The organism is Streptomyces sp. NPDC050263 (genome assembly GCF_040655955.1).
In the GTDB taxonomy this organism is placed as follows: Bacteria; Actinomycetota; Actinomycetes; order Streptomycetales; family Streptomycetaceae; genus Streptomyces.
On record NZ_JBFAKW010000087.1, the window covers coordinates 1 to 22,408 of the forward strand.

At 71.8% G+C, this 22,408-nt stretch carries 21 protein-coding genes; 8 read left to right on the forward strand and 13 right to left on the reverse strand.

From position 1 onward, the window contains the following. Window positions 1-58: 58 nt before the first annotated feature. Together AB0J04_RS30925 and AB0J04_RS30930 are read right to left on the reverse strand one after the other, a co-directional pair. Window positions 59-721, reverse strand: a complete 663-nt coding sequence (locus AB0J04_RS30925) for an FtsX-like permease family protein (RefSeq protein ID WP_363171886.1) — start codon at window positions 719-721, stop codon at window positions 59-61. After that, complete coding sequence (locus tag AB0J04_RS30930; RefSeq protein ID WP_363171887.1) at window positions 718-2,415, reverse strand: FtsX-like permease family protein; 1,698 nt, start codon at window positions 2,413-2,415, stop codon at window positions 718-720. Before AB0J04_RS30930 ends, AB0J04_RS30925 begins: the two co-directional genes overlap by 4 nt. Before the next feature lie 68 nt (window positions 2,416-2,483). Here AB0J04_RS30930 and AB0J04_RS30935 point away from each other — a divergent pair, with 68 nt between their 5' ends. Next, window positions 2,484-3,530: a histidine kinase gene (locus tag AB0J04_RS30935; RefSeq protein WP_363171888.1), complete on the forward strand. Its 1,047-nt coding sequence runs from the start codon at window positions 2,484-2,486 to the stop codon at window positions 3,528-3,530. A gap of 153 nt (window positions 3,531-3,683) precedes the next feature. Here AB0J04_RS30935 and AB0J04_RS30940 read toward each other — a convergent pair whose 3' ends face one another. The 5 genes from AB0J04_RS30940 to AB0J04_RS30960 are packed head-to-tail and all read right to left on the reverse strand — an operon-like array spanning window position 3,684 to window position 8,994. Continuing rightward, complete coding sequence (locus tag AB0J04_RS30940; RefSeq protein WP_363171889.1) at window positions 3,684-4,544, reverse strand: 3-hydroxybutyryl-CoA dehydrogenase; 861 nt, start codon at window positions 4,542-4,544, stop codon at window positions 3,684-3,686. 38 nt (window positions 4,545-4,582) lie between these two features. Beyond that, a complete protein-coding gene (locus tag AB0J04_RS30945) occupies window positions 4,583-5,560 on the reverse strand; it encodes a PDR/VanB family oxidoreductase (protein WP_363171890.1) in 978 nt (325 codons plus the stop codon). 19 nt (window positions 5,561-5,579) lie between these two features. Further along, entirely contained in the window at window positions 5,580-6,770 is a 1,191-nt protein-coding gene (locus tag AB0J04_RS30950; RefSeq protein WP_363171891.1) for an acetyl-CoA C-acyltransferase, read from the reverse strand. Window positions 6,771-6,800: 30 nt separating this feature from the next. Further along, entirely contained in the window at window positions 6,801-7,406 is a 606-nt protein-coding gene (locus AB0J04_RS30955) for a histidine phosphatase family protein (protein WP_363171892.1), read from the reverse strand. A 49-nt stretch (window positions 7,407-7,455) separates the two neighbouring features. Beyond that, window positions 7,456-8,994, reverse strand: coding sequence for an AMP-binding protein (locus AB0J04_RS30960; protein WP_363171893.1), 1,539 nt, complete (start codon window positions 8,992-8,994; stop codon window positions 7,456-7,458). Between the two features lie 193 nt (window positions 8,995-9,187). Between AB0J04_RS30960 and AB0J04_RS30965 the strand changes: the two genes are divergently transcribed. From AB0J04_RS30965 to AB0J04_RS30975, 3 genes are all read left to right on the forward strand, one after another. After that, the gene (locus AB0J04_RS30965; protein ID WP_363171894.1) at window positions 9,188-10,429 is read left to right on the forward strand and encodes an acyl-CoA dehydrogenase family protein; all 1,242 of its coding nucleotides are present in this window, start codon (window positions 9,188-9,190) and stop codon (window positions 10,427-10,429) included. 61 nt (window positions 10,430-10,490) lie between these two features. Then, the gene (locus AB0J04_RS30970) at window positions 10,491-11,255 is read left to right on the forward strand and encodes an SDR family oxidoreductase (RefSeq protein WP_363171895.1); all 765 of its coding nucleotides are present in this window, start codon (window positions 10,491-10,493) and stop codon (window positions 11,253-11,255) included. Between the two features lie 3 nt (window positions 11,256-11,258). Beyond that, the gene (locus AB0J04_RS30975) at window positions 11,259-12,059 is read left to right on the forward strand and encodes a ThuA domain-containing protein (RefSeq protein ID WP_363171896.1); all 801 of its coding nucleotides are present in this window, start codon (window positions 11,259-11,261) and stop codon (window positions 12,057-12,059) included. Between the two features lie 38 nt (window positions 12,060-12,097). On the opposite strand, the gene AB0J04_RS30980 is transcribed toward AB0J04_RS30975, so the two are convergent. The 4 genes from AB0J04_RS30980 to AB0J04_RS30995 are packed head-to-tail and all read right to left on the reverse strand — an operon-like array spanning window position 12,098 to window position 16,925. After that, on the reverse strand, window positions 12,098-13,141 hold the full coding sequence (locus AB0J04_RS30980; protein ID WP_363171897.1) for an NAD(P)-dependent alcohol dehydrogenase: 1,044 nt from the start codon (window positions 13,139-13,141) through the stop codon (window positions 12,098-12,100). A 2-nt stretch (window positions 13,142-13,143) separates the two neighbouring features. Further along, window positions 13,144-14,238, reverse strand: a complete 1,095-nt coding sequence (locus AB0J04_RS30985; RefSeq protein WP_363171898.1) for an ABC transporter permease — start codon at window positions 14,236-14,238, stop codon at window positions 13,144-13,146. Window positions 14,239-14,265: 27 nt separating this feature from the next. Further along, window positions 14,266-15,798 (reverse strand): sugar ABC transporter ATP-binding protein, encoded by a 1,533-nt coding sequence (locus AB0J04_RS30990; RefSeq protein WP_363171899.1) that lies wholly within the window; start codon window positions 15,796-15,798, stop codon window positions 14,266-14,268. Next, complete coding sequence (locus AB0J04_RS30995; protein ID WP_363171900.1) at window positions 15,783-16,925, reverse strand: substrate-binding domain-containing protein; 1,143 nt, start codon at window positions 16,923-16,925, stop codon at window positions 15,783-15,785. Before AB0J04_RS30995 ends, AB0J04_RS30990 begins: the two co-directional genes overlap by 16 nt. Window positions 16,926-17,240: 315 nt before the next feature. On the opposite strand from AB0J04_RS30995, the gene AB0J04_RS31000 reads away from it, so the two are divergent. The 4 genes from AB0J04_RS31000 to AB0J04_RS31015 are packed head-to-tail and all read left to right on the forward strand — an operon-like array spanning window position 17,241 to window position 20,215. Beyond that, window positions 17,241-18,647 carry an aromatic ring-hydroxylating dioxygenase subunit alpha gene (locus AB0J04_RS31000; RefSeq protein ID WP_363171901.1) on the forward strand — a complete coding sequence of 469 codons (1,407 nt, stop codon included), beginning with the start codon at window positions 17,241-17,243 and terminating at the stop codon, window positions 18,645-18,647. Then, complete coding sequence (locus AB0J04_RS31005; RefSeq protein ID WP_363171902.1) at window positions 18,632-18,958, forward strand: 2Fe-2S iron-sulfur cluster binding domain-containing protein; 327 nt, start codon at window positions 18,632-18,634, stop codon at window positions 18,956-18,958. The genes AB0J04_RS31000 and AB0J04_RS31005 overlap by 16 nt, the downstream gene beginning before the upstream one ends. Window positions 18,959-18,963: 5 nt before the next feature. Continuing rightward, window positions 18,964-19,179, forward strand: coding sequence for a transposase (locus AB0J04_RS31010; RefSeq protein WP_363171903.1), 216 nt, complete (start codon window positions 18,964-18,966; stop codon window positions 19,177-19,179). 4 nt (window positions 19,180-19,183) lie between these two features. Continuing rightward, the gene (locus AB0J04_RS31015; protein ID WP_363171904.1) at window positions 19,184-20,215 is read left to right on the forward strand and encodes an NADP-dependent oxidoreductase; all 1,032 of its coding nucleotides are present in this window, start codon (window positions 19,184-19,186) and stop codon (window positions 20,213-20,215) included. 51 nt (window positions 20,216-20,266) lie between these two features. Here AB0J04_RS31015 and AB0J04_RS31020 read toward each other — a convergent pair whose 3' ends face one another. Both AB0J04_RS31020 and AB0J04_RS31025 read right to left on the reverse strand, forming a co-directional pair. Next, window positions 20,267-20,581 (reverse strand): putative quinol monooxygenase, encoded by a 315-nt coding sequence (locus AB0J04_RS31020; RefSeq protein ID WP_363171905.1) that lies wholly within the window; start codon window positions 20,579-20,581, stop codon window positions 20,267-20,269. A gap of 79 nt (window positions 20,582-20,660) precedes the next feature. Next, a complete protein-coding gene (locus tag AB0J04_RS31025) occupies window positions 20,661-22,397 on the reverse strand; it encodes a PEP-utilizing enzyme (protein WP_363171906.1) in 1,737 nt (578 codons plus the stop codon). Window positions 22,398-22,408 lie beyond the last annotated feature (11 nt).

The following is a 22,408-nucleotide window of genomic DNA, read 5'->3' on the forward strand; positions in this document are numbered from 1 at the left end:
GCCCGGCCCAAGAGGGGCCGGGCTTCGTGCGTCCGGGCGGTGTGCGTTCCGCCCGGCACTACTCGGTGCGCAGGGCCGTGGCCGTACGGGCCCTGGCCGCCCAGCCGGCCGGGATCAGCGCGCCCAGCATCGCGAGCACGACGCCGCCCAGCCCCAGCAGGAGCAGCTGCCCCGGCCCGTACACATCGAGGACCGGCGACGGCAGAGCGGTGCCCACGGCGCGCCCCATGACCGGCATGACGATGCGGTGCAGCGCGTACCCCACCGGCACGCCCAGCAGCCCGCCGATCACGCCGATCGCGGTCACCGAGGCGAGCACCAGGCTCACGGTCTGCCGCGGCGACATGCCGATCGCCTTGCAGACGCCCAGGTCGTGGACGCGTTCCCGGGTGTCCAGGATGAGGGAGTTGAGCACGCCGAGGCCGGCCACGGAGACCAGCATGAGGGTGAGCAGCACCGCCATCGCGTCCATGATGAGGATGACGCCCTTCTGCTCCGAGGGCGGCACGGTCGTGGCGTCGCCGCCCAGCGGCTGCACCACCGCCGCGAGCTTCTGGGCGAACTCGTCGGCCGAGACGCCGGGTTTCACCTCGGCGAAGAACGAACTGGGCTCGGCCGACGGGAAGTTGGCCATGTCCGCGTGGATCTCCAGCTCATTGCCCGAGGTGTCGAAGGACTCACCCACGATCCGCAGGTCGGCGGTCTCCTTCTCGTAGGTCATCCGCACCGTGTCACCGACCTTGGGCTGGTCCGTTCCAGGAAGCGCGAGGGCACCACGACCTGACCCTTGCCGGTGATCCAGTGCCCGGAGAGCATCTCGTAGCTGCCGGAGCGCGAATCGCCTTCGTACAGGCTGGCCTGGACCGAGCCGGAGATCCCGGCCACGGCGACCTCGGTCTGGAGTCTGCCGTAGTACGACGCCAGCCCCGCCTCGGACTTGAGGGCGGCCCGCACCTTCGCCGGGTCGGCGACCTTGGGCGTGGACGCACCGGCCGCGCTGCTGCTGACGGGAGACGGGCTCGCCACGTCCTCCTCCGCAGGAGGCGGCGGCGGAGGAGGAGCGAGGTCGTCCAGCTTGACCGTCGTGACCGTGACCGCGGCACGGCTCTCGGGATCCTGCGAGGCGCCGACCGCGCTCAGGGACGAGGTCAGTCCCACCGCGAAGGTCGCCGCGACCGTGCCGAACGCCACCGCGAGCAGCATCGCGAGGGCACGCACCGGATGCGTGAAGGGGGTGGCGAGGCCGTAGGTCACCGGCCGCGGCAGGGGCAGCCGTCCCATCGCCCGGTGCGCCCACTGCCCGCGCCCCGTGCGCGGTGCCCGGCCGACCGCGATGGCCTCGACCGTCCGCAGCCGGCCGGCCCGCAGTGCCGGAATCAGCGCCGCGAGCCCCACGACGAGCAGTGCGGCGGCGGGCACCGCGACATCCACCCACCAGGCCACCGACAGCGAGACGGTGCCGTACACCGACTCCGTGTCCGCCAGCAGCGGCACCGCCAGGAGGTTGCCCAGCACCACGCCCACGGCGATGCCGACACCGGCCGGAATCAGCGCCTGTGCCACATAGGCGCGGACGACCTCGCGCGGAGTGAAGCCGATGGCCTTGAGGATGCCGATCCTGCGCAGGCTGGTGCCGACCGCACCGCTGATCACACTGCTGACGATGATCACCGACATCACGATGCCGAGCACACCGAAAGCCATCACGAACGGGACGGTCGCCGCCGCACCCTGATCCGCGGCGCGCTTGGTGTCCAGCCAGGACTGTGTACCCAGCAGCGCCCCGGACTTCACGGAGGCGGCGAGCTTCGCCCGGTCGGCGAGGATCTGCTCCTTCGTGTCCGCGGAGTCGAAGCGGTAGAGCATCTGACTCGTGACGGGGTTGCCCTGCGAAGCCAGCGCGTCGACCTGCGCCGCGGTCGCCCAGGCGTCGGCGGACTTGCCGGCCGACACGGCGAAGCCGACGATCGAGAGCTTCGGGGCGTCGGCGGCGTCCGACGCCTTGAGGGTGGAGCCGATCTCGGCGGAGGGGCCCTCGAAGGACGCGTCGAGCACGATCTCGCCCGGCTTCTGCGCCCACCGGCCGGACTTCAGTTCCACGCGGTCCACGTCACCGTCCGGACCGGACCGCCCGACGAGGGTCAGCGAGGGCAGGGGGAAGTCCGTCTCGTCCACCGGGCGGAACGCCGTGGACGGGTACGGCCCCGCGCTCGCCGTGACGCCGGCCAGCTTCCCGGTCTCCGCCAGCTGCGCCGCCGTCGCCTTGGCCGGATCGAACTGTGCGGTGATGTGCGCGCCCTGCTGCTTCTTGAAGGCGTGGTCGAAGGGGGCGGCCGCGGCGACCATGAGCGCCCCGGCGACCACGGCCGAAGCCACGGCCATCATCGTGGCCACGGCGATCACCAGTGTCTGCACCCGCCACAGCCGACGTCGGGACCGGGGCCCCGGCTCCGCCCTCGCCGCCCGACGACGGTCAGGTCCCCGTGGCGGAAGAACCCTCCTCCGTGCCCTGGGCGTTGGTCGTCCTGTCGACGCTGCCGCTGGCGCTCCGGCGCCGGTATCCGCTGGCCATGTTCGTGACGGTGCTGGGCGCTGCCCTGGCCATCGGCGGCTCCGCCTCCTGGACCACCGTCCTGGCCTGTGTCATCAGTGCCTACAGTGCCATCGTGTACAGCCGTTACCGGACCATGGCGATCGCCGTGCTGGTGATGGCCGCCGCGCTGTCCGGCATCGTTTTCCGCAACGCCGACCCTCTGCTCCCGGGATGGTCCAGTCCGGGACTCGTGCTGCTGGTCGCCGGGATGCTGGCCAGCCTCGTCCGCTTCCTGGATCTGCGGCTGTCGTCCAGCCGGGACGAGGTCACCGAACTGCAGGAGGCTCAGGAGGAGGCCATGCGCCGGGCCGTCGCGGAGGAGCGTGCCCGCATTGCCGCCGAACTGCACGACGTCGTGACCCACAATGTGAGCGTGATGGTGATCCAGGCAGGCGCGGCCCGCAAAGTGATGGACGTGGAGCCCGAGCAGGCCAAGGAGGCGTTGGTGGCCGTCGAGGCGGGCGGTCGGGCCGCCATGGCCGAACTGCGCCACGTGATGGGCCTGTTGGCAGCCCCGGACCACGAGAGGCCCGACGGCCTGGAGCCCCAGCCCGGGCTCGCGCAGCTCGACGCGCTGGTCGCACGGGTGCGCGCCGCCGGGACGCCCGTGAGCGTCGGGGTGTCGCTGCCGCCGGATCCGCTGCCGCCGGGGGTGGACCTGGCGGCGTACCGCGTCGTGCAGGAGGCGCTGACCAACACGATCAAACACGCACGGGGCGCGGAGGCGTCCGCCGCCATCGGCTACACCGGCGACTGTCTGGAGATCGAGGTCACGGACACCGGCGGCGACAGGAACGCCCCGCCGGTGGAGAGCAACGGCCGTGGCCACATGGGGCTGCGCGAGCGGTTGGCCGTCTACAAGGGCGAGCTGACGGCCGGACCGACCAACGCCGGCGGCTACCAGGTCACGGCTCGAATCCCGCGGAGCACCGTATGAGCACGAACATGAGCGCCGACACGGACCGGTCGCCGCTGCGCGCCGTCATCGCCGACGACCCGAGAAGGACGTCGGACACACCGCCTTCCCCGCCGCCGCCTGCCCGCCCGATGCTCTCCACGAGCTGGGGCAACGCGGTTGCCACGGCACGCTTCAGGCGTCGTAGGTGTGGAAGCCGCGGCCGCTCTTGCGGCCGAGGTGGCCTGCCGCGACCATGCGGCGCAGGAGGGCGGGCGGTGCGTACAGCGGCTCCTTGAACTCGTCGTACATCGACTCGGCCACGGCCTGGGCGGTGTCGAGGCCGATGAGGTCGAGCAGGCGCAATGGCCCCATGGGGTGGGCGCATCCGAGTTCCATGCCCCGGTCGATGTCTTCCGGCCGTGCCGAGCCCGACTCCACCATCCGTACCGCGCTGAGCAGGTAGGGCACGAGGAGGGCGTTGACGACGAAGCCGGAACGGTCGGGCGCCTCGATGGCCTGCTTGCCCAACTGCTCGGCGAAGCCGCGGGTGCGCCGCACGGTGTCCGCGCCGGTGAGGAGGGTGGGAATGAGCTCGACCAACCGCTGCACGGGCACGGGGTTGAAGAAGTGCATGCCGATGACCTGCGCGGGCCGCTCGGTGACGACGGCGAGATCGACGATGGGGATCGAGGAGGTGTTGGTGGCCAGGACCGCCGCAGGGTCTTCGACCGCCTTGTCCAGGCTGCGCAGGACCTCGGTCTTGATCTCGCGGTTCTCGGCGACGGCCTCGACGACGAACTGGCGGTCGGCCATGTCGCTGAGGTCGTGGGTGAAGGAAAGCCCGGCGAGGGCCCGGTCCCGCTGCTCCTCGCTGAGCTTGTCACGTCGTACGCCTCGGTCGAGGGAGGCGGTGATCCGGCGGCGGCCTGCCTCGAGCGCGTCCGGCGTGGCCTCGGCGACTCGGACGTCGATGCCGCTGAGGGCGCAGACTTCGGCGATGCCGGAGCCCATGAGGCCGCAGCCGACGACGCCGAGACGGGTAACGGGATCCATGTGAGGTGTCCTATCCGATGAGTCGCTGCGGGGTGCCGTCACAGATCGAGGACCAGGCGAGGCCCGCACGAGCGGGAGACGCAGATGAGCATGGTGTCGCCGGCGGCCCGCTCGTCCTCGGTCAGCAGCGAGTCGCGGTGGTCGGGCCTGCCGTCGAGCACGTCGGTCTCGCAGGTGCCGCACGTGCCTTCCCGGCAGGAGAAGTCGACCGCGACGCCTGCCTCCTCCACGGTTTCGAGCACCGAACGGTCCGCAGGCACGGTGAGAGTGAGCCCGGAACGGGCGAGCTCCACCTCGAAGGCCCCGGCCGGGCCGGTTTCGGCCCTCTGTATCGGGGCGAACCGTTCGACGCCCAGGGTGCCGGCCGGCCAGCCCGCACACTGCTCCCGCACCGCCCGCAGCAGGGGTTCGGGACCGCAGGCGTGCACCAGGGTGCCCTCCTCGGGCACGCCGAGGTGGGCGGCGAGGTCCAGCAGGCCGAACTCGTCCTGTGGGCGGACGAGTACCCGGTCCCCGTGCGGGGCGAGACGGTCCAGGAACGCCATGGAGGTGCGGGTGCGGCCGCCGTACAGCAGCCGCCAGTCTGCCCCCGCGACCTCGGCGGCCTCCACCATGGGAAGGATGGGCGTGATACCGACGCCGCCGGCGATGAACAGCTGGCGTGCGGCGGGCCGCAGCGGGAAGTTGTTGCGCGGTCCGCGGACCCGCACGGTGGCGCCCTCGCGCAGATGGTCGTGGACGTACGCGGAGCCGCCGCGGCCCTGCGGCTCGCGCAGCACGGCGATCTGCCAGGCCTCGCGTTCGGCCGGGTCTCCGCACAGGGAGTACTGACGGATCAGATCGCCGTCGTCGCCGCGTTCGCCGTCCAGGAGTACGTCGATGTGGGAGCCCGGTGTCCAGGTGGGGAACATCCCGCCGTCGGGGCGGCGCAGGGTGAGGGAGACGACGTCGTCGGCGGCGAGGGTACGGGCCGTCACGACAAGGGTCGTGTCGACCGGGGGCAGTGGGTCGTTCATGGTGGTTCGGCTCCGGGGTTCAGGCCTGCGTCGGTACGTGCAGCAACAGTGCGTCGCCCTGGCCGCCGCCCCCGCACAGGGCCGCCGCTCCGCTGCCGCCTCCGCGCCGCCGCAGTTCCGCCGCGAGAGTCAGCACCAGCCGGGCGCCGGTCATGCCGACCGGGTGCCCGAGCGCGATCGCTCCGCCGTTGACGTTCACCTTGTCCAAGGGAATGTCCAGCTCCCGTACGGAAGCCAGGGCCACTCCGGCGAACGCCTCGTTGATCTCGAACAGGTCCAGGTCGGCGGCCGTCAGCCGGCCGTCCCGGGACAGGGCGTCGCGGACCGCGCCGGCCGGCTGGACGAGCAGTGAGGGATCAGGGCCCGCGACCGTGCCGTAGGCGCCGATCTCGGCGAGCGGGGTCAGGCCCTCGCGCCGGGCGCGCTCCGGGCTCATCACGACGACGGCCGCGGCGCCGTCCGAGAGCTGTGAGGAGTTGCCCGCGGTGATGGTGCCGGCGCCCGAGAAGGCCGGCTTCAGGCGCCCCAGGCTCTCGGCGGTGCTCCCCGGCCGTACGCCCTCGTCGGTGTCGACCACCGTCTCGCCCCGGCGTCCGGCCACGGTGACGGGTGCGATCTCCTCGGACAGCGCGCCCGACTCCTGGGCGTGGGCGGCCCTTTGGTGGGACAGGGCGCTGTACTCGTCCTGTTCCTGCCGGGTCAGGGCGAACGGCTGCTGGTAGCGCTCGGTGGCCGCGCCCATGGAGACGCCGTCGAAGGCGCAGACGAGGGCGTCGCGGTCGAGGGCGTCCTCCGCCGCGACCGAACCGTACTTCCAGCCGGTGCGTGATCCGCGCAGCAGGTGCGGGGCGCCGGACATGGACTCCATGCCACCGGCGACGACCACTTCGTGGCGGCCGGAGGCGATCATGAGGTCGGCCAGGGCGATGGCGTGCAGACCGGACGGACAGAGCTTGTTGACGGTGCTCGCGGGGACGGAGAACGGGATGCCCGCGCGGACCGCGGCCTGCCGGGCCGAGTTGGGGCCGGCCCCGGCCTGCACGACATGGCCCATGACGACTGCTTCCACGGCCGCCGGGTCCAGGTGGACGGCGGCCAGGGCCGCGCCGACGGCGTGGGCGCCGAGGTCGACCGCGGACAGGGTGCTCAGGGCGCCCATCAGTTTGCCGATGGGTGTCCTGGCGCCGGCGACGATGACGGATCCGGGCATGGCCGGGACCTCCTGGGGTGTGGGACGGGGTCAGGCGACCGCGTCGACGGCACGTTCGGCGATCATGTGGGCCGTCTCGTTCACCGAGTGCGCGACGATCCGGCCGCCGGGCATGCGCCGCACCCGGCTGACGGACGTGTAGTCGGGGTGGAACCAGAACATCGTGGGCAGGCCGAGCACCGTCGCCAGGTAGGTGTTGGTGATGCCGCCGTGACACACGGCCGCGACCCGCCCGCCGGGATGGGCGTCGAGGATGGTGTCCATGGCCCGCACGGCACGCGCGCGAAAGGCGTCCCAGTCCAGGTCGGGCACGAAGTCCTCGTAGCGTCCCTCGGCGAGCGCCGCCGCCCGGGGATCGGCCGCGCCGATCTGTTCCGGTGGCGTGTAGGGCTGGGACACGTCCGTGTCCCACTCGCGCAGGTCGTCCAGGACGGTGGCGGTCATGCCGGTGAGCCGTTCCAGAGGCGCCACCGTCTCGCGGGCCCGCCGCAGCGGGCTGACGTACAGGGCGTCGAGGTCCTCGGGTCCGAGCCAGGCGGCGAGGCGCTCGGCCTGAGCGGCGCCCTCCGGTGACAGCCCCGGGTCGAACACGCCCGCCAGGGGGAGGCCGTGCCGGATGAGAAGGAGTTCGGTCATGGGTGATCCTTCGTACTTCGTACGCGTGAGGACGGGCGGGTGGGTCGGCTCAGCCGGCGATGGTCCGTTCCGAGCTCCAGTAGGGGCGGCGCATCGCGCGTTTGTCGAGCTTGCCCATCGCGTTGCGCAGGAGCTCGGGAACGAACTCGTACGACTTCGGGCACTTGGGCGCGGCGAGGCGCTCGCGGCAGAACCGGTCCAGATCGTCGGCCGGCGGCTCGTCCCCCGCCACCACGATCAGCGCCCGCAGCGACTCGCCGAAGTCCGGGTCGGGCACGCCGACGACCGCGACCTCGGAGACCGCCGGGTGCTGCCGCAGGACCGCCTCGCTCTCGGCCGGGTAGAGGTTGACCCCGCCGGAGACCACGACGTCCGCGGCCCGGTCGGTGATGAAGATGTAGCCGTCTGCGTCGACGTAGCCGATGTCGCCGAGCGTGAAGACGCCGGGGGAGAGATAGGCGGCCTTGGTCTTGTCCGGGTCCGCGTGGTAGCGGACACCCTGGTCGTCGGGTGCCCGGAAGGCCAGCAGCCCGCGTTCGCCGGACGACAGTCGCCGGCCGGCGTCATCGGTGACCAGGACCTCGAACGGGGGCCTGACGCGCCCGACCGAACCCGGGTGCGCCAGCCACTCGTCGCTGCTGATGCGGGCCACGGTGCCCGCTTCGCTGGCGCCGTACGACTCGGTCAGTACCGGACCGAACCAGTCGATCATGGCTCGCTTCACGTCCGGCGGACACGCGGAGCCCGTGTGGGAGACCTGCCGCAGGCTGGAGACGTCGTACCGGGCGCGGACCTCTTCCGGCAGGGCGAGCAGCCGTTGGAAGTGGGTGGGCACCATCACCGTCGAGGAGACCCGCCACTTCTGCACACGGCTGAGGAACGTCGCCCCGTCGTATCTGCCGAGGACGATCACCGGTTGACCGGCCGCCAGGTGCCGCAGTGAGGTCAGTGGCGCGTTGTGCTGCAGGGGCCCGCACACCAGATGCGGTCCCGCCGGGAATCCGGGTCGGGCGGACATCGCGGCGAGGTAGGCCGCGCTGTCGGCGATCGGGCCGCTCACCCAGCGCACCTCGGTGCCACGCGCCCGTCCGGTGGTTCCCGAGGTGTAGACGAGCGGAGGCCGGGCGGGCCGGTCCGTCGGGACGGTGCGCCCGGCGGGCGCCGCCGCCAGCCACAGCTCCCAGTCGAAGGCGTGCCCGATCGCCGGGGTTCCGTGGACGACCAGTGGCAGGCCCAGTTCCCGGGCCGCGTCGATGGCGGCGCCCGCGCCCACGGGTCCTGCGACGATCCCGGTCACGCCCGCGTCGATGATCTGGTCGACGAGCTCGCCCGACGTGAGGTTCCGGGACGTGGCCACGGTGCCCACTCCGGCCCGCAGGCCTGCCAGATGGGCCACCAGCGTCGGGATCGCGTTGTCGCCGAGGACGGCGACCCGGTCGTCGGGGCCGGGCGCGAACTCCAGCAGCCGTGTCGCCGCCCGCGCCACCTGGTCGGCGAGGCCGGACCAGGACAGCACGTCCAGGTCGTCCGCCAAGGCGGGTTCGTCGGGTGTCTCCTGGGCGCGACGGTCGAGTGGCAGCAGCGACATGGCTCCTCCGGCGGCTCCTCGGCCTCTCCCGATTCGAGGGGAGAGGTGATGCGGAGACTGTAGCGTTTATCAAGAAAGTACGGAACACTCTGACCCCAAGCGGAGGTGTTACCGCATGTTTCATGGGTCGCGGAGACCCACTTCCCATCCCCGTTACTGAACCTTTCATCTGGTAAGTGCCCGAGGAGGAGCCATGTCCCAGCCCGATCCGGACGCATGGCGCAGGCAGGTCCGGCGATGGCTGGCCACCGTGCTCGAACCGGCGCGGGCGCCGGAGTCCGTCGGAGAGGCCGCCGATCTCGCCGTGTTCCACAACCTCCCCGAGGACGAGGAACGCCGGCTGCTGGAGCGCTGCCGTGCCTATCAGCGGGCCCGCTTCGACGCCGGCTACCAGGCGCTGACCCTCCCTGCGGACAAGGGCGGAGCGGGCCTGACCGCCGCCCACGTGGCCGTCTTCGCACAGGAGGAGTCCGCTTTCGAGGTGCCGCCGTCCACCGAGCTGATCAGCGTCACCGTGCGCCTGGTCGCGATGGCCGTCTCTCTGTTCGGGACCGCCGAGCAACTCCACGACCACGCACGCGCGTTCCTGCGCACCGACCTGCTGGCCTGCCAGCTCTTCAGCGAGCCCGGCGCCGGGTCCGACCTCGCGGCCCTGCGCACCCGCGCCCGGCAGGAGGACGGGGGAGAGTGGGTGATCGACGGTCAGAAGGTGTGGACCTCGGGAGCACAGTTCGCCGACTACGGTCTGCTGCTCGCCCGTACCGACCCCGACGTCGTCAAACAGGCCGGCATCACCGCCTTCCTGGTCCCGATGGACGCCACCGGAGTGGAGGTGCGCCCCATCCGGCAGATGAGCGGCGGCGCCTCCTTCAACGAGGTGTTCCTCAGCGGCGTCCGCGTCCCCGACCGACTCCGGATCGGGCGCCCGGGCCAGGGCTGGGAGGTCGCCACCACCACCCTCGCCTTCGAACGGACCGCCTCCGGCAGCGGCAACCGCCGCAAGGGCGGCACCTTCACGGACGTCCTCGCGCTCGCCCGCTCCCTCGGCCGCACCTCGGACCCGCTGGTCCGTCAGCGCCTGGCCGACCTGTACATACGTGCCGCCCTGCGCGCGGCCACCGTGGACCGTGTCGCCAGGACGAGCGCCGCCGGCGGACGGCCGGGGCCCGAGGCGTCGTTGACCAAGCTCATGGCCTCCGACCTGCTCACCCGCACGGGACAGGCCGCCGCCGAGCTGATGGGGGCGCGGATCAGCGCCGACACCGGGGAACCGGGCACCTTCGCCTGGACCCGGCATCTGCTCGGCGCACCCGGCTACCGGCTGGCCGGAGGCACCGATCAGATCCAGCGCAACCTGATCGGCGAGCGCGTGCTGAAGCTGCCGTCGGAGCCGCGGGCGGACCGGGCGCCCTTCTCGCGGCTTCCCGGCAACTGACGGCCTCCCCGCCCACCGAACGACCGCGACCGTTTTCGGCAATCACAAAGGAGTGACCTCGATGGATCTGGGACTGACAGGCGCGAAGGCACTGGTGACCGGTGCGAGCCGGGGCATCGGCCGGGCGATCGCCGCGACGCTGGCGGCCGAGGGCTGCGCACTGGCCCTGTGCGCCCGGGGCGAAGAGGGGCTGGCCAAGGCAGCTGCCGAACTGCGGGCCGAGGGGGCCACCGTGTTCGCGGAACCGGTCGACGTCACCGACCCGGCCGCCCTCGCGGACTTCGTGCAGCGGGCGGCCGGTGAACTCGGCGGCCTGGACCTGCTGGTGTCCAACGTGTCGGCGGGCAACGTGAAGGGCCCCGAGTCCTGGGAGGCCAGCCTGCGCGGCGACCTGATCCCGTTCGCGGGACTCGTAGCGGCGGCCCTTCCGTATCTGGAGGCCTCCGACCGGGCCGCCGTCGTGGCCATCGGCACCACCAACGCCTCCGACACCGCGCGCCCGGCCGGAGCGAACTCGTACTCCGCGCTCAAGGCGGCCGTCGTCCAGCACGCCTCGGCCCTCGCACACGCCCTCGCGCCGAAGGGCATCCGCGTCAACACCGTCTCGCCCGGCCCGATCGACTTCCCCGGCGGCGCCTGGGAGACCATCCGCACCAGCCGCCCGGAGGTGTACGAGGAGGTGCTCGCCAAGCTGCCGATCGGCCGCTACGGCACCGCGGAGGACGTGGCCGCGGCGGTGGCGTTCCTGCTCGGGCGGACCGGCTCCTTCTGCGTCGGGGTCAACCTCGTGGTGGACGGCGGGCTGCTGACCCGCGTCCAGTACTGAGCCGTGGCGGGCCCGGCAGGCCGCCTGGACGCCGTACTGGTCTGCGGCGGCCGGTGGCACGACTTCGACCACGCGCGGCTGCGGCTGCTGGAGCTGCTCGGTGAGCATCCGCGGGTGCGCACCACGGTGTACCAGGACTACGACTGCGTGGCCGCCCTCGACAAGGCCGATCTGTTGGTCACCTACACCTGCGACGTCCGGCCCCGCCCGGCGCAACGGGCCGCACTGGCACGGTTCGTCGAGCGGGGCGGGCGCTGGCTCGCCCTGCACGGCACCAACGCGGTGATCGAGCCGTCGACGAGCGAGGGGCCACGGGTCTTCACGACTCCACGGCTCCTCGGGGAAGTGGCGAAGGTGCTCGGCAGCCAGTTCCTGGCCCACCCGCCGATCGAGCCGTACGAGGTGCTGGTGACCCGTCCCGGCCATCCGCTGGTCGCCGGGATCGGGCCGTTCACGGTCACCGACGAGCTGTACGTGTGCGAGCTGCACGGGGAGCTGGAGGTGCTGCTGCACGCCGAGTACACGGGGCCGTGCCGCGGCTTCGCCGAGGGCGACACGGCGGCCCTCGACAACGTGCCCCGACCGGTGCTGTACCTCAAGCGGCACGGACTCGGCGAGGTCTGCTGCTTCACCCTCGGCCACTGCCGGGGCCGCTACGACATGCAGGACCTCGGGGTGGACGACACGGGACGCGTGGACGTGGGGTCGTGGCGGACACCGGAGTTCCTGACAGTGCTCCGGCGCTGTGTGGAGCGGGGGGTGGTGGGTGTGCGAAACCCGGCAGGCGAGCGGGCCGGCGCCTGAGCGTGGAGCTCGGGCGCCGGCCCCGCACGGTGCGCGGCTCAGGCGTGCGGCAGCACCACCGCGCGGCCGTTGATGTCCCCGGCGTGCAGACGCTCGTACGCCTCGGGAGCCTGGTCCAGCGTGAAGGTCTCCACGTGGGCGGACACGGCACCCTGCCGCGCGAGCTCCAGGACCTCCATGAGCTCCGTCCGGCTGCCCCAGTAGGGGAAGGAGGCCGACACCTCGAACGGCAGCCCGCCCCCGAACCCGACGGCCAGCGTGCCCCCGCCGAGGCCGACGACGGTGACATCGCCCTCCACCGCCACCGACGCGGCGGCCACGGCCAGGGTCGCCTCGGCTCCGACGAAGTCCAGGACGACCTCCGCTCCCGTACCGCCGGTGAGTTCCCGGATCCGTGCCGCCGCCTCGCCGTCGGAGAGCAGTGCCTCGTGGGCGCCGACCTTGGCCGCCAGCTCCAGCTTCTCCTTGCTCACGTCGAGGGCGACCACTCGGGCCGGGGTCAGCGCGCGGAGCAGCTGCACGGCGAGATGCCCCAGACCGCCGACGCCGATCACCACCGCCGTGCTGCCGGGCAGCAGCTTCGGCAACGACCTGCGGATCGCGTGATACGGGGTCAGCCCGGCGTCGGTGAGGGGAGCGGCCTGGAGCGGGTCGACTCCGTTCAGCGGAACCAGGTGGCGGGGCGAGTCCACCAGCATGTACTCCGCGAGCGCACCGGGGAAGCCGAGCCCCGGCGGCAGGATGCCGAGCCCGGCGGCGTGCGGACAGCAGTTCTCCTTGCCCTCGGCGCACTTGTGGCAGCGCCCGCAGCCCCACGGGCCGTACACCGCCACCGCCTCGCCCTCCGCCAGGGCGCCGACACCGGCGCCCACCGCCGCCACGGTCCCCACTCCCTCGTGACCGAGCGTCATCGGCAGCGCGTAGGGGAACTGCTCCTCGGGCCAGCCCATCACCGCCAGATCGGAGTGACAGAGCCCTGCCGCCGTCACCTTCAACAGAACCTGACCCGGGCCGGGCTCGGGCACCGGCACCTCCACGACCTCGGGGGCATGCCCCACCCGCCGGTACTGAACAGCCTTCATCCTCAGACCTCCTTACCCGTAGTGATATCCGGTCGAGGCCCCGTCCGGCGGCGCAGAGCGGCGGGCAGGGCGATCCGGCCACCCGTGAGGACCAGCGCCACGATGAGGACCGAGCCGGTGAACAGGCTCGCGGCCCACTGCGCGCTGGTGGCTAGCCCGAGTCCCGTGATGCCCGTGCCGAGCAGCATGACCGCGAGGACCGTGCCCCAGGCGTTGAAGCGGCCCGCGCGCAACTGGGTCGCCCCGACGAAGGCGGCGGCGTAGGCCGACAGCAGGTACGGGGTGCCCGCGGTCGGCGATCCGGATCCGACCGAGGACGCGAAGACGACGCCGGCGAAACCGGAGAGCAGCGCGGAGGCCACCAGGGTCAGAAAGCGCAGCCGGTCGGTGCGCACCCCCTGCAGCCGGGCCGCGTCGGCGTTGAAACCGGTCGCGTACAACCGGCGCCCGGTGGCGGTGTGTTCCAGCAGGAACCAGATGGCGAGGGCGGCGAGCAGCAGATACAGCACCGGCAGGGTGAAGCCGCCCGCGTCCAGCTGGGCGATGCTCGCGAACGGCTTGGCGAGCAGCTGCACACCGGTGATCGAGCTGTCGTTGGTGACCATGGTGATCAGGGACTGGATCAGCGCGCCGGTGGCCAGGGTGGCGATGAACGAGTCGACGCGCAGGACCACGACCACGATGGCGTTGACCACCCCGACCAGCAGGGCCGCGGTCATCGCCAGGGCGATCGCGGCGAAGGGGCCGAGGCCCGTGGAGACCAGGAAGTGGGCGGTCAGCACGCTGGTGAGGGACATGGTGTAGGCGACCGACAGGTCGAAGACGCGGGCGGCCAGCGGCAGTACGACGCTGAGCGCCACCAGGCCCGCCACGGCGTTGCCGTTGAGCACCTGCTTGACCGTGATGGTGGTCGGGAACGTGTCCGGCGCCCACACGGAGAAGAGCACGACGATGACCAGCCACACGTACACGGCGCCGATGTTGCGGAACGACAGGGCCGCCGCCGCCCGTCGGACCGCTGTCCTCGGTACCACAACCGTGGATCTCTGCGGTGCGGCCGGCGGGACCTTTGCCGCTCGGGTCGGGGTGGACGTCATGTCACTCGGTTCCTTCCAGGGCACATGTCACTCGGTTCCTTCCATGGCGTGCACGAGCGCGGACTCGGTGATGTCCCGGCCGCTGATCTCCCGTGCGATCCGCCCGTCCCGCACCACCAGGACGCGGGTGCACAGCGCGAGCAGGTCCTGGGTGTCGGAGGAGGACACGATGACGCCCATGCCCTCGTCCGCCCGGTGCTCTATCAGGTCGTACAGCTGCAGCCGGGTGGCGATGTCCACGCCCGCCGTGGGCTCGCACAGCATCAGCACCGGCGGACGCTGGGCCAGGCAGCGGGCCATGACGACCTTCTGCTGGTTGCCGCCGCTCAGCGTGGTGATCCTGGCCCCGCGCCCGGCCGTACGCACGCCGACCCGTCGGATCCAGTCGTCCGCCAGGGCGGACTCGCGGTGTCGGCGCAGCCGCCCGGAACGGGCGCGCAGCCGGTCCAGGAGCGGCAGGGTGAGGTTCTCGCCGACCGAGAACCCGCCGATCACTCCCTCGCCGGCCCGGTCCGCCGGGACCAGGGGAAGGCCCAGGCCGTCTGCGTCACGCGCCTGGGTCCACCGCTCGGAGCGCTCCGGCAGCCGCAGCCTGCCGCTCACTCGCCCGGCATGGGCCCCGCAGACCGCGTACGGCACGAGCTCGTGACCGGAGCCGACCAGACCGGTGATGCCCAGGCGTTCGCCCCTGGCCAGGTCGAAGCCGACTCCCCGCAGCGGTCCGGCCCACAGGTCGCGGACCTCCAGCACGGGGTCGGCAGGGCCGGAAGGGCCGGAAGGAGGCGTGGGACGGGGATCGGTCTCCATCTCCTCGCCCGCCATCAGCGCCGCCAGCGAACGCGGAGTCAGCTCGGAGACCGGACGCGTGGCGATCCGGCGTCCGCCGCGGATCACGGTGACCCGGTCGGCGAGCGCGAAGATCTCGTCCATCCGGTGCGAGACGTACAGCACGCCGGCGCCGGCGTCGCGGACCTCCCGCACGATGTCGAAGAGCCGGGCCACCTCGCCGGGCGGCAGCACGGCGGTGGGCTCGTCGAGCACCAGGACGCCGCGACGGCCCTCCCAGCCCTGCAGCGCGGCGGCGATGGCCACCACCGTGCGCTGGACGGGGGTCGCCGTCGCCAGGGGCCGGCGTACGTCGATGCCGAGGCCGAACCGCTCGACGAGCGCGCTCGTCCGCCGCTCCATCTCCGGCCAGCGGATGTTGCCGAACGCCGTGCGGGCGAAGCCATGGTTGAGCGCGAGGTTGTCGATGGCGCTCAACTCGCCCACCAGCCCCAGCTCCTGGTGGACGAAGCGCAGCCGGTCGTGGCGGGAGGCCGTGACATGGCCGAGGTCGAAGGGCTCGCCGTCGAGTTCGGCCACCGCGCCCGGCTCGGCGTGGTGGTAGCCGGCGAGGATCTTGATGAGGGTGGACTTGCCGGAGCCGTTGGGTCCGATCAGGGCGTGGATCTCGCCCGGCGCGACCTCGAGATCGACGTCCCTGAGGGCCTGGGTGCCGCCGAATCTCTTCGACAGGGCGGCCACCCGCAGCACCGGCCCGGTCAACTCAGTCCCCACAGCGCCTTGAACTGCGCCTCGTAGTCCTCGACGAGCGGGAAGTCACCGATGGCCTTCGGGAGGTTGTCCTTGGTGATCAGCATGTTGGGCAGCACCGCCTTCTGGTCCACGTCCATGGACTGGCCGGTGAAGTGGCGGGCCAGCGCGTCGACCTGGAGCCACGCGGCCTCGTGCGAGTTCAGTGCCATCGCCGCGTCGCTGAGGCCGCTCTCGATGTACTGGTAGTTCTGCGCGTCACCGACGTTCACGGCGATGTGCCTGCCGGTGATGCCGGCGGTCTTCAACGCGGCCGGGACGCCCACGTTGAGCAGGCCCAGCGAGAAGACGACGTGGGTCACCTTCGGGTGCGAGCGGAGGTACGACACCACCCGGTCCGGCATGTCCTTGCCGATCGAGGTGATCGGCACGTCGACGGCGTCCAGCGCGCAGCCCTCGCACCACTCCTTGTACTTGGCCGCGAACGTGTCCTTGACGGGCTTGAGGATGGTGTAGGCGGGCAGGTCGAAGTAGACGGTGTCGGCCTGTCCGCCGCTGTCGGACACCACCCACGAGGCGAGCATCTCGCCCTGGACGGCGACGTCGTCGGGCCCGTTCTTGAGCAGGGAGACCCCGTCGCCCACCACGTCGTCGGCGTTCGACTGGACGACCGGGATACCCGCCGCCTTGAGCTTCGCCAGCTGCTTGGCGTACACCGCGCGTGGGAATCCGGAGGAGACGACCGCGTCCGGCTTGTCGCGCAGCGCCTGTTCGTAGGCGGACTGGACGGACTCGGGCGTGCCCTGGGTGGCGATCTGCTTCACCTTCCAGCCGAGCTGGTTGGCGCCCGCGGTGAAGAAGTTGGCCAGGTCCTGGCAGGACTGCACGCCGCACAGAATGAAGTCGATCGTCTTGTCCGAGGGGATCTTCTCGCCCACCGGTTCGGTGACCGGGATTCTGGCCGGGTGCTCGGAGTACTTCTTCACGACCTCGCGGGCCGCGATCAGGCCTGGGGAGTCCGAAGCAGCCGCCTTGGCCGAGTCGGCGGCCGGGGTCGTGTCGGTGCCGCACGCCGCCAGGGCGAGCAGGGCGCTGACGGGGACGATCGAGGTGAGAGCGCGGCGGACCGCGCGACGGGGTCTGGAACTCATCGTTGAGTACTCCCGTGGTGTGACGCCTGCGCTGCCGCGACCCGCGTCGCTCTCGCGTCCACGGCGGTCGGCTCCGGTCAGGCGGATCGGTTCAGGAACCTACGGAGAAACTTATGAGGCACTACAGCCTCAAGTGGGTCGGAGTGTGACATGCCCCAGCGGGCTTGGGGAGAGGGTCGCCGCAAAAAGTTCCAGGCTCACGGTCGAATCGCGTGGTGACCTCGGAAGGTGCGGGCTCGTTCGCCGGCCTGAGTGTTGCTCCCGGCCATGACTGGTAACTACACTCGCTATAAAGTTTCTGCCGGAGGAGAGATGATGGACGAAACGTCGGAGCCGGCCACTGCGCGGTGCCCCGGGCCCAGCGTCCAGGACTACCTCGACCAGGACAGCCGCCCGGTTCCCCCCGCCCTGAGGTACGAGCGGAACGACCACCTCGGCAGCGAGGACATCGACCACGCCCGCTTCACGTCCCGCGAGTGGGCCGAGCGCGAGATGCGGCAGGTCTGGCGGCGCGTCTGGCAGTTCGCCTGCCTGGAGAGCGAGATCCCCGAGGTCGGCGACCACGAGGTCTACGAGATCGGCGACGACTCGCTCATCGTCGTACGCACGGCCCCCGACGAGATCCGGGCGTACGTCAACGTGTGCCTGCACCGCGGACGCAAACTGCGCACCGGCGGCGGCAACGTCAGCGAGTTCCGCTGCTCGTTCCACGGCTTCGCCTGGAACCTCGACGGCACGATGCGGACCCCGCCGTGCGCCTGGGACTTCCCGCATGTCACCCCCGAGAAGTTCGCTCTTCCCGAGGCCCAGGTGGCCACCTGGCGTGGCTTCGTCTTCATCAACATGGACCCGTACGCCGAGTCCTTCGACAGTTACCGCGGCACCTTCGACGACTACTACATCTGGCCGCTGGAGAACCGCTACAAGTCGCTGCACATCGGCAAGGTGCTGCCCTGCAACTGGAAGGTCGCACAGGACGCGTTCATCGAGTCCTTCCACGTGATCGCCACGCACCCGCAGATGCTGCCGTGGCTGGCCGACGCCAATTCCCAGTACGACGTCATGGCGGACCAGCCCAACTGGAGCCGGATGATCAACATCCAGGGCGCGCCCAGCCCGCACGTGGCGGACTCCGTCACGGAGGAGGACGTCCTGGAGACGTTCTACGACTCGCGCGCGTTCTACGCCGCCGCCCAGGGCCGCGACCTGGTGATGCAGGAGGGCGACGAACTGCCGGCGATCCCGCCCGGCGGCACCGCCCGCCAGGTCCTCGCCGAGCGGATGCGCGCCCAGCTGGCGGCCACCTCGACGCAGGACTTCTCTCGGACCCCGGACACCGAACTGCTGGATGCCATCAACTACTTGCTGTTCCCCAACTTCAACCCCTGGGGCGGCGCCAAGTCGAACATCATCTACCGGTTCCGGCCCAACGGTCTCGACCCCGACTCCTGCACCGCCGAGATCATCTTCATGTCGTCCCCGAAGCAGCCCGGCGAGACGCCGCCCCCGGCGAAGATCCGCTGGGTGCCGGAGGACATGCTCTTCGCCGACATCCCCGAACTGGGTGTGCTCGGCCCCGTCTTCGACCAGGACTGCGAGAACCTGCCCTACGTCCAGCAGGGTCTGAAGGCGATGCGCAAGCCGGGCATCACCCTGGCCGACTACCAGGAGAGTCGCATCCGCCACTTCAACCGGACGCTCGACCGGTGGATGGACAAGTGACCCACCGGGTCGCGGTCAGACCCTCCGGCGTCGAGCTCGAAGTCCTCGACGGCGAGGACCTGTTCACCGCCGCCCGGCGGCTCGGCTACCGCTGGCCCACCGTCTGCGGCGGCAAGGGCACCTGCCGTACCTGCTTCGTCGAGGTCGAGGACGGAGCCGAGAACTGTTCTCCGGTGGACCCGCTGGAACGCGAGGGCATCGAGTCCTTGCGCAGGCCGGTGGACGGCCTGACCCGGCTCGCCTGCCGGCTCCGGGTCGAGGGTCCGGTGACCGTGACCAAGCGCGGCGTACGCCGCCGAGTGCAGGAGTGAGCCCCATGTCCAAGCAAGTGATCCACCCACTGACCGGGCATGTGTACCGGCTCACCGAGGACGGACTCGTCGAGGTGACCGATCCCAGGACGGGGGCCCGGGGCGTCTTCGACTTCCAGGCCCGGTGGCAGTCGGGCGAACTGCGCCACGCCGACCTCCAGATGGCCGGCTGGGTCGGACGCCTCGCTCAGCGGCGCATCAGCCGACAGCCGGAGGAGTGACCCCGTGACGCTCCGCACCACCCGGATGGTCTGTCTGGTGCGCCGACCCGACGGAGAACCGCTCCCCGGGGACTTCGCCGTCGAGGAACGCCCGCTGCCGCCCCTGGGGGAGGGGCAACTGCTCGTGCGCAACCTCTACATGAGCGTCGACCCGTCCATGCGCGGGCGCCTGGAGAGCACCGAGAAGCACTACACGCACAACTTCACCCCGGGCTCACCGCTCGACGGCCGGGCCCTCGGCGTCGTGGAGGAGAGCCGCTGTGTCTCGGTGCCGCCGGGCACGTACGTACGCCACCAGCTCGGCTGGCGGGAGCGGGCCGTCCTCGACGCGGCGGACACCGACGGCGCCGGTCGTATCGACCCCGGACTCGCGCCGCTGCCCACCTGGCTGGGTCTGCTCGGCCAGACCGGGTTCACCGCTTACGTGGGCCTGACCCGGATCGCTCAGCTGCGTCCGGGCGACGCCGTCCTCGTGTCGGCGGCGGCCGGGGCCGTCGGCACCGCCGCCGGCCAGTTCGCGCGTCTGCTGGGCGCGGACCGTGTCATCGGGACCGCCGGAGGGCCGGACAAGTGCGCCCTGCTGGTGAAGGAGTTCGGCTACGACGCCGCCGCCGACTACCGTGCCGAGCCGGTGCGCGACGCGCTGGCCCGGCTGGCGCCCGACGGCATCGACGTGTACTTCGACAACGTCGGCGGTGAGCAGCTCGCCGCCGCGCTGCACGCGCTGCGCACCGGTGGCCGGGTGGCGCTGTGCGGCATGATGTCGCAGTTCGGCGGCGACCGACGGTCCGCGGACATCAACCAGTTGATCCAGGCGGTCCTCAAGCGACTGACCCTGCGCGGTTTCATCGTCCGCGACCACGACGACCTGCGGCCGGAGTTCGAGCGGCGGGTCGCGGGCTGGCTCGCCGAGGGCCGGATCACCGCACGCGAGACGGTCGTGGACGGACTGGAGAACGCCGCGGGGGCACTGCTGTCCCTGCTCGGCGGCGGCAACGTCGGCAAGATGCTGGTCCGGCTGGACCATTCCCACTGAGACCGCTCGAAACGGCGCCCCCGGCGGGGGCGCCGTTTCTCAGCGTGTCTCTCAGCGCATGGGACGTGACGCGGCGACGGTGTGGGCCGTCAGGGAGACCCCGACCCGGGTCAGCCCCGCCACGGCCGCCCGGAAGTCCTTGATGTGCGGGGTGGTGAAGTGCTCGTCCAGGGCCTGCCGGGAGGTCCAGTGCTCGTACACCCGGATACGCCGCTCGTCGGTGGGGTCGGCGGTCATGGCGTAGTCCAGGCAGCCGGGTTCCTCCTCGCGGGTCCGCCGGCCCAGCTCGACGAGGGCCGTCAGCATCGTGCCGCGGTCGCCGGGTTCGTAGTCCATCCAGCCGGCGACGATGATTTCCTCAGCCACGGGTTTCCTTTCGCGATGGCCGGTCGTGCCCGCGGGCCCGTAGCTCCGGTGCAGACGGAGCGACGGGCCCGCGGCGTTCTCAGCTGCCGAGCGGCGCGGGGACACTGTCCACGGTGACCGTGCCCCCGTCGCCGTCGACCGTGATCAGCATGCCGTCCCGTAGCCGTCGGGTCCCGCCCTCGACGGAGATCACGGCCGGGATGCCCAGTTCACGGCAGACCACCACGGCGTGGCTGTTGAGCGCGCCCACGTCCACGACCGCCGCTCCGGCGACCAGGAACAGCGGGGTCCAGGCCGCGTCCGTGATCGGCGCGACCAGCACCTCGCCGGGCTCCAGCGCCTCGCACGAGGCCGGGTCGGTGACCACCCGCACTCTGCCGGTGTACGTGCCCTGGCTGCCGCCCACACCACCGAGCACATCCCCCTCGACGGCCGCCGGGGTCCGCTCCTCGGCGCGTCGCGGCCAGGAGTCGATCTCCGTCTGGGCGTCGTCGGCGACGAAGAACGGCGGCTCCAGGTCGTGCAGGCCCGCGTACTCCTCGAGCCGCTGCCCGATCACGGGGCCGAAGGACGCCGGGGCGGCGACATAGTCGTCGAGTTCGGTGTCCAGGAGCATCATCACGTCCTCGGGCCGGGCGAAGAGCCCCGCCTCGACGCCGCGGCGGCCGAGCTCCCGTACGGCCATACGGATCTCGTTGACGACGGTGACGCAGTTCGCCTTGGTGCGCTCGCGGGCCGGGATCCACACCTGGGAGGCGTGCATGCCGGCGTCGAACATGGGCTGCGTCTCCTCGGGCAGCGCGGCCCGGATCTCCCGCGCCGTCCGCTCACGCCCCTCGGCCAGCCGCTTCGCGCGGGCGGCCGGGGAATCGCCGTCGGGACTGTGCCGGATCCGGTCGACCAGGGCCAGCGCCTGGACGGGCGCCGCTTCCCACGACAGCGCGTGGATGTCCCACTCGTTGGGGCCGCGGTCGCCGGACTCCGCCAGGAACTCCTCGAAGGAGTCACGGAACGCCTTCACGTCCCCGGTCGCGGAGTCGAGCGCCTGCTCCACCGCGGCCGGACCCCGGTCGAACAGCGCGCTCAGCTCGGCCGAGGCCGCCACCTGGCGCGACAGCGTCCACAGCCCGGTCGAGGGGGAGGCGGAGTCGACGGCGCCGAGGCCGCCGATCAGGTCGAGCATGGCGCCGGGGCGGTCCACGCTCGCGCACAGCGGGCCGAGGATCGCCGGTCCGACGGACGCGGGCAGCGACGACTCGACGTGCCGCTGGAAGGTCGTCTCCACCTCGTCCAGCAACGACCGTGCGCGGGCCACCAGTTCGGCGTCGGACAGCTGCGTCAGGTCCGGTCGGGAACGGCGCAGGGCGCGCAGCCGCTCCCGGTCGGCGTCGGCCTGCGGAAAGCCGGCCTGGCCGAGCATCCGCTGCAGCGTCGCGCCCGCCCTGCCGGTGAGCTCCGCGTCCTGGTCGTCCGGGTGCGCCACGTACACCGGAGTGTCGGAGCGCTGACCGACGTACGCCGCGTCGATCTGGTCCGCCGTCTGGCCCATACGGATGCCGAACAGTCGCATGTGGGACAGGTTGAGGTAGAAGTGGCCGCCGAACATGCCGACGAACGGCGGTCGGGGGCCGGTCACCTCCTCCTCGCGGTAGATGCCGAACCCGACGAAGCCGTGCCGCCAGCCCACGAGGCCGCGCCCCCAGACCAGGGTCCAGCCCAGTGGGCTGGCGGGGTCCGGCAGGGTCTCGCCCGCGTTGGCGCGGGTGTAGTGCGGCAGCCGCTCACTGCGCTGCCAGTCCGTGATCCAGCTCTTCATGACCGAGATCT